The organism is Mucilaginibacter sp., assembly GCF_039207105.1.
Lineage (GTDB): Bacteria > Bacteroidota > Bacteroidia > Sphingobacteriales > Sphingobacteriaceae > Mucilaginibacter.
Map to the genome: position 1 here is coordinate 48,755 of NZ_JBCECK010000022.1, position 6,716 is coordinate 55,470.

7 protein-coding genes are annotated in these 6,716 nt (G+C 40.6%); all 7 read right to left on the reverse strand.

Translation table 11 applies throughout. The features are described 5' to 3' along the window. Window positions 1-12: 12 nt before the first annotated feature. Window positions 13-1,374: a nucleotide pyrophosphatase/phosphodiesterase family protein gene (locus AAGC65_RS06915; protein WP_343111695.1), complete on the reverse strand. Its 1,362-nt coding sequence runs from the start codon at window positions 1,372-1,374 to the stop codon at window positions 13-15. A gap of 8 nt (window positions 1,375-1,382) precedes the next feature. Beyond that, window positions 1,383-2,588: a metabolite traffic protein EboE gene (gene eboE, locus AAGC65_RS06920; protein ID WP_343111696.1), complete on the reverse strand. Its 1,206-nt coding sequence runs from the start codon at window positions 2,586-2,588 to the stop codon at window positions 1,383-1,385. A gap of 6 nt (window positions 2,589-2,594) precedes the next feature. Next, window positions 2,595-3,761, reverse strand: a complete 1,167-nt coding sequence (locus AAGC65_RS06925) for a 3-dehydroquinate synthase (RefSeq protein ID WP_343111697.1) — start codon at window positions 3,759-3,761, stop codon at window positions 2,595-2,597. Between the two features lie 29 nt (window positions 3,762-3,790). After that, a complete protein-coding gene (gene eboC, locus AAGC65_RS06930) occupies window positions 3,791-4,678 on the reverse strand; it encodes a UbiA-like protein EboC (protein ID WP_343111698.1) in 888 nt (295 codons plus the stop codon). Between the two features lie 5 nt (window positions 4,679-4,683). Next, window positions 4,684-5,667 (reverse strand): TatD family hydrolase, encoded by a 984-nt coding sequence (locus AAGC65_RS06935; protein ID WP_343111699.1) that lies wholly within the window; start codon window positions 5,665-5,667, stop codon window positions 4,684-4,686. 25 nt (window positions 5,668-5,692) lie between these two features. Further along, window positions 5,693-6,412 carry an EboA domain-containing protein gene (locus tag AAGC65_RS06940; RefSeq protein ID WP_343111700.1) on the reverse strand — a complete coding sequence of 240 codons (720 nt, stop codon included), beginning with the start codon at window positions 6,410-6,412 and terminating at the stop codon, window positions 5,693-5,695. 7 nt (window positions 6,413-6,419) lie between these two features. Continuing rightward, the coding region (locus AAGC65_RS06945; RefSeq protein WP_343111701.1) for a transmembrane 220 family protein at window positions 6,420-6,716 on the reverse strand (297 nt) is incomplete at its 5' end.

Here is a 6,716-nt window from a genome sequence, read left to right on the forward strand (position 1 = left end):
AGTTGCTGATACTTAATTGTCTTTTTCATTTAGATGCTGCCAAATAATATCAAAAACATCAACAGGAGCAATGCTATCCTGCAAAAAGCTTCTCTTTGTTATCAGCACAGGTTTATATTTTTCGGCTATACCAACCCGTCCATGAGACCCTTTGATCAAAGTAGCATCCAGTGGAATCACGTCCATCACATACCTTAAGCCTGCTTTTTTACGGAGCAGTTTATACCCTGCACGGGCTTTTGACGTCATAAACATCTCTACCGGATCATACCCTGGCTTTTTGTGAATATCAACTACCCGGGCATAATCAGGCGCTTTTGCATCATCCAGCCAAAAATAGTAGGTAAACCAACTGTTCTCGTCGGCCATCAAAACCAGGTCGCCGGCCCGCTCATGGTCTATGTGATAAACAGCTTGTTCAGTACGGTCAAGTACCAATTCAACGCCAGGTACAGCTTTTAATAATGCCTTAACCTGTTCGGTTACAGACGGATCATTAATATAAACATGTGCTAATTGATGATCGGCGACAACAAACGCTTTGGATGCACCAGGGTCAAGGAGCTCTAAACCACGCTCAACACGTATTTGTAACAGATTATGCTGACGTAATATCCGGTTAAGATGAATAGGATTATTTACCGGAGCAATACCATATTCAGATAACAGGATTATGCGGGCTCCCTTCTTTTCATAAAAGGTAACCAGTTCTTCAACCAAAGCGTCTATTTCCTTAAGTTCCTGAGCAATTTTTGATACGTCTGGCCCAAATTTTTGTAGGCAATAATCTAAATGCGGCAAGTAGATCAGGCTAAGGGTAGGGTTATGCAGATCATCCGTGTACATTGATGCATCAGCTATCCATTTACTTGATTTAATGTTTGCACCCGGCCCCCAAAATTGGAAAAGCGGAAACTGCCCGAGTTTTTCCTGCAATATATCGCGAAACTCGGCGGGGTGTGAATAACAATCGGGCATTTTTCGACCATCGGCCAGATAATTAGGTCTTGGTGTTACCGAATAATCTGTAGTAGAATACATATTGTACCACCAAAACATCATTGACGAGGTAAAAGAAGGATCTTGCTTTTTTGCTTTATCCCATATTTTCTCTCCGGCCACCAGCTTGTTTGATTGTTTCCAGAATTTTACCTCGCTGTCCACACGGTCATACCATCCATTGCCTACAATACCATTTTCAGATGGATATTTCCCGGTGAGGTAAGCGGATTGTACTGATGTTGTAACCGCTGGTAAAAGTGGTTCAATTGTACTTAGTTTATTGCTGGCGATATACTGTTTTAAAAAGGGCGTATGCTCGCCAATTACGGAGGCGGATAAGCCTACAATATCAATAACAACAGTTTTATGCATAATACTGATTAGTTAATTAATTTGTTTTTCACCCATTCTAACTCCCGTATAACGGATTGGGTAAGTGGGATTTTCAACGCATCGGGCAACACACCCCAGGTATAGGTTTCTACCTCCAGATGATTGGTAAATGCATTTTGAGCCTGTAGAGCTAACACTTTAACAATATCGGTTTGTGTAGATTGCAGCAGGCCAAAGTTTTCTAAAAATACGGGGACGTGAAAATGCGCTCTCCATTCCTGCGGTTTATCTGCAGCAGCTAATGCATCAGGAAGATCTGTGTACCGTACCAAACTTCCATCAGCAAGCCTTGCAATAACCTGGTGCAGGTATGTTGGCTCATTGAATTTTTCAAATTCAAGTAAAATGAGCTGGTTATCATCGGTAGGTGCGTCAAATATTGCCTTTAAGGCAGCGCTTATCTGAATTTTACCTACTTTGATGCCCTTTTGATCAAGTTCATTGATAATAAGCTCATGGGGCTCATAACCAATAGCAAAGTGGCAAATATCGTAGCATAAATTCACATGCTCTTTAATTACTTCCTGGGCTATTGAAGTTGGTAGGTGCAATTCATCATTAAAAAAAGCGATACCTTGTGGTAGTAACATATCTTCAAACCAACTGATAAACTCTTTACCGGTTTCCAGTATTCCATCTGGCTCGGGCTCTATATCCAGATGTAGGGTGATACCAGTTTGCTGTTTGATTTTATACAGTTCTGCTGCCACTTTTAGTATATTTTGGGTCGCCTCTGTTTTTGCTGCGTTAAGCGCCGCTTCTTTATTAAACCAATATTTATAGCTTAGAGGTGATGTTGAAATGCCACCGGCCATGCCTTCTGGTACTAACTGGGCCAATATGTTGAAAATACGGATGGTATAATCGGTACGGTCAGCGGTTGTCCAGTCGGGTGCATGTACCTGATCTTTTACTATTGAGTTATGAAAGCTTCCGTAGGGGAAACCATTCATCGTAAATACGTAACCATCGTTAAGTTGCAGCCACTGTTTAAACTGTTGCAGGTTATCATGCTGCACGATTTCTGTACTGGCCAGGTTTGATAAACGCAAGCCGATACCCATTGGTGCATTGGGCGATAATTGTTGTTTTATATCAGGAAAGCTCTGTTTGAGTGCATCAAAATGTTCGGCCCAGGTTTCGCCTGCATATATATTGGTACAATAAGTTAAATGCCCAGCTGTAAGTTTCATATGGTATTAATTATTGCAATTTAGGCTTTTTGTATCGCAAAGTTTTTTACCGGCTTGTTTTAATATTTCTATATCAATTTCATGTACCTCTTCACCGTGACCAATGCCGTTAAGCAGCATAATGGTTAGCTGACCACCCAAGTGTTCCCGAAATTCCTCAAGGCCGGCCAAAATAGGGCTGTTATCTCCGTCAACCTGCAGTAAGTCATGTGAAACTTCAAAGCCTATGTTTTGTAAGGTTTGTATTACTCTATCGCTTTCCTCTGATGATATGCGACCTGAAAGATTGGAATAAACAGTATCCAGTGCAATTCCGAGAGCAACAGCTTCTCCGTGACGCATTTCAAAATTGGTCAAATACTCCAGTTTATGCGCGCTCCAGTGGCCAAAATCAAGTGGGCGTGACGATCCGCTTTCAAATGGGTCGGCGCCTGCTATATGCTCCATATGAAGTTGTGCGCATTTCCATATCAGGTAGTTCATGGCATCCGCGTTTCGTTCATTCAGGGCTGTGGTGTTGTTCTCTATCCAGTTAAAGAATTCAGCATCTTTTAATAGAGCAACTTTTACTGCCTCAGAAATACCTGAACGCCAATCACGATCTGTAAGCGTTTTCAAAAAAAGTTCATCATTAAACACCGCCACAGGTGGAACGAATGTTCCCAGAAAGTTTTTCTTAGAGAAAAAATTGAAGCCATTTTTAACGCCTATTCCGGAATCATTTTGTGATAATACCGTAGTTGGAATGCGTATGTGTTTGATACCACGATGAGCAACAGCTGCAGCATAACCTACCATATCCAATACAGCCCCACCACCAATTGCAGCTATGTAGGAATGCCTGTCGATGCCATATTTATTAACCGCCTCAAGTACTTGGTTAAAGTATGCAAGATCATTTTTGGCAATTTCACCGCCTGGCACTATTAAAATATCTTGAATGAGTTGGACTTGGCTATGAAGTGAAAAATATTCCTGAATGTCCCGGATCAATTTGGGGTTAGCATCAGTAACACCTTTATCCGCAACGAAAAGTATTTTGCGTTTTGATGAAGATGTGGCAGAGTTAGTCAGAAAATGGTTAAGAAGCGTATTGGTTTTATTAAAAATATCAGCAGTAAAATAAACCTGATATTCAAACTTGATAGAAAATGATTGTGATAAGTGCTTCATGTAAATAATAAAGAACGTTTTGAATTTAATTAAGTAACCGCAAAAGCTTTTGCCAATAAAATAGATATAGGTAGTAAACAAGCAATTATCAAAGCTGCGATAATGGTACTAAATGTGGCTGCCCAGGCAGCGTCCATCAATATTAATGAAATAACGCCTGCCTTAACCGCACCTCCCACATTTTTACCTATTGGGTTTTTAATTGCCCTGAATAAGGGTTTAAATATCATCCATAAAAATGGGATCAGAATAATAGCCGATAAAAGCAACTTGTTATTGAGGTACGAAAAACAAAGCAGAAAGCCCGTTACTATACAATATAACACAGCCGCGATGTATAAATTTGATCTGCTGCCACCATGTACCTCACCACGGCTGATCATGGTGATTGAAAAGATATAGATAATCGGTACAATGGCCAAAAAATACCATTGTAATAGAGCTCCGGCAATAATACTAACGCCTAAAAGTAAATTTAAGCCCCGGCAGCAGCCCATATTCAGTGGCCCCCAGAATGGGTGATGTTTGCCAATTTTGTTATATAATAACGCAAAGAAGGCTATTGCTAAGGCCAATAAACCCGATGTTGGGCTAACGAATGCTGCGGCTATAATACCAGAAAGTAAAAGTATACTTCCAAGTACAGAAGCCTGCTGTAAACTTACTTTTCCGCTCGGGATTGCACGTTCCGGGCGCTCAATTTTATCAATATCAGCATCAAAAACATCATTAAATACAATGCCGCCACCATACAAGCAAGCTGTCGAAATGCAGAGCATAATTATGGCCTTAATGTGATTGCTGAAAGCTTCTGCCGAAAAAACACCGGCTATAGCAGCCCCGGCTAACACATCAGCAACCGAAGTGATAACGTTAGCAGGCCGCATCATGCGTAAATAGGTCAGTATTTTTTCCAAAGTATTTAACTGATAATGATGGATGATTTATCTATGCGAGGTTGCTGGCCTCCGCGTAAAATACTATTTCCTTCAAATTTGGCACTTTGGTCAATCACAGAAACAAAATCAGCTTCATTGATTTGGCCACTTTGAGCAAAAGCAGTAATGGCATTACGGTAAGTAACTAACTCTATATCGGCAAGGCTTATACCATTAAGTTTCATCAAGGCCGCGGTTTTTGGTACAGCCATTGGATCACTAATGCCCCAGTCGGCAGCTGAATTGACCATGATACGTTCCGGACCGTATTGTTTGGTAATTTCTACCATACGCTGATTACCCATCTTGGTAAACGGATAAATAGTGAATGCAGCCCAAAATCCTCTCTCTAATACTTCTTTTACAGTTTCCTCATTGTTATGATCAACTATAACCATGCCCGGATCAAGCCCATGTTCAATAGCTATATCCATACTGCGTTGAGTACCGCGTTTTTTATCACGATGGGGAGTATGGATCTGCACAGGTAAGCCAGATTCCTTTGCCAGCTCAAGCTGTAAACGATAATACTTTTCTTCAGCAGCGGTTTGGTCATCAAATCCTATTTCGCCAATACCAACAACACCATCTTTATAGATAAATAAAGGTAACATTTCCATCACCTGCTCGGCCAGGGGTTCATTATTAGCTTCCCGTGAATTTAGGCCGATGGTGCAATAATGTTTAATGCCAAACTGTGATGAACGAAATCTTTCCCAACCTACCAGGCTGCTGTAATAATCTTTAAAGCTATCGGGTCCGGTACGCGGTTGACCAAGCCAGAACGATGGTTCAATGAGGGCAACAATACCGGCATCTGCCATAGCCTGATAATCATCAGTAGTACGGGATGTCATATGCACATGAGGATCGAAAAATTTCATCCCCCTGATCAAATCCATGTCAAACTTTTCTGTTGGTTGCGCTAACGGTACGCTTCTTTCCTCTGTATGATGACTGCAACACATTTTAGTATTTTTTTAAAGTAAACAATTAATCATTAAAATGACCTTGTTTCATGTTATTCAATTGTTGTTCGGTAACAAATTTTTGAACCAGGTACCAAAGCATATCATTTATTTGCCTGCCGGCTGCATGGCGTTCCCGGGCATAATCAATTAATATTCGTGCAAGTTCGGTATTTGCCCGGCTATCTAATCCATATATATTATTAATTTGTTTATCGGTAAAAAAAGCTTTTAAAACCATTTGGTTCCATGCCGGCTCCGGCAAATTTTCTGCAGGATAAGGGTTATGGTACATAATAGCTTCTAATACTATGCCGATATTACTCCTGATACCCTCAGCGCAACGCTTAAGCCATAATTCCGGATAAGAGATTAATGGAAGAGCGGAGTACAGTGCTACCTGTTCATTCATCTCGGCTGCCGAAAACAGATTCTCTATAGTGCGGAAATAAGTATTTTGATCATCGGCTTGATATTGTGCCAACAGCCAAACACGACTAAGGCGGTCTACCGCCCAACTATTAATACTTAAACCCGGCTTTGCAGCATTTATTAACTCTTGTTGCTGATTGGTTATTTGTACCAACGTTTTACCTGTTTTTCGGGGCATTATGCCAAATGCCAAATTAAGATCATAACTGTTAGCAGGATTTTTCTGTGCATAAAGCCAGTTCCATGCATCGCCGGGAATATTTTCTTTGATGATATCTGAAAATATGGTTATTAAATCTGATGCACTGGTCATGATAAGGTTATTTAGCAGCAAAATAATTAATTAACAGCGCTCCGGTGATAATGAGCAAACCAAAAAACTCTCTTGTTTTTTCAATATATGGTTTGGTGGCCTGCATACTTTCAACCAAACTGGGTTTATTATATTTAGTTACCCAATCGCGTACGCCATCTTTCTGAAAAAAAAGCATTGCCGCATAAATCAGGTAAAAAGCCATCAATAAAAGATAAAGAAGGACGTAAAACTTACCAACAGCTGCCATGCCGCAGCATATGGCGGCACTTAAATATATCGGGACCCATAAATACCAGTCTAC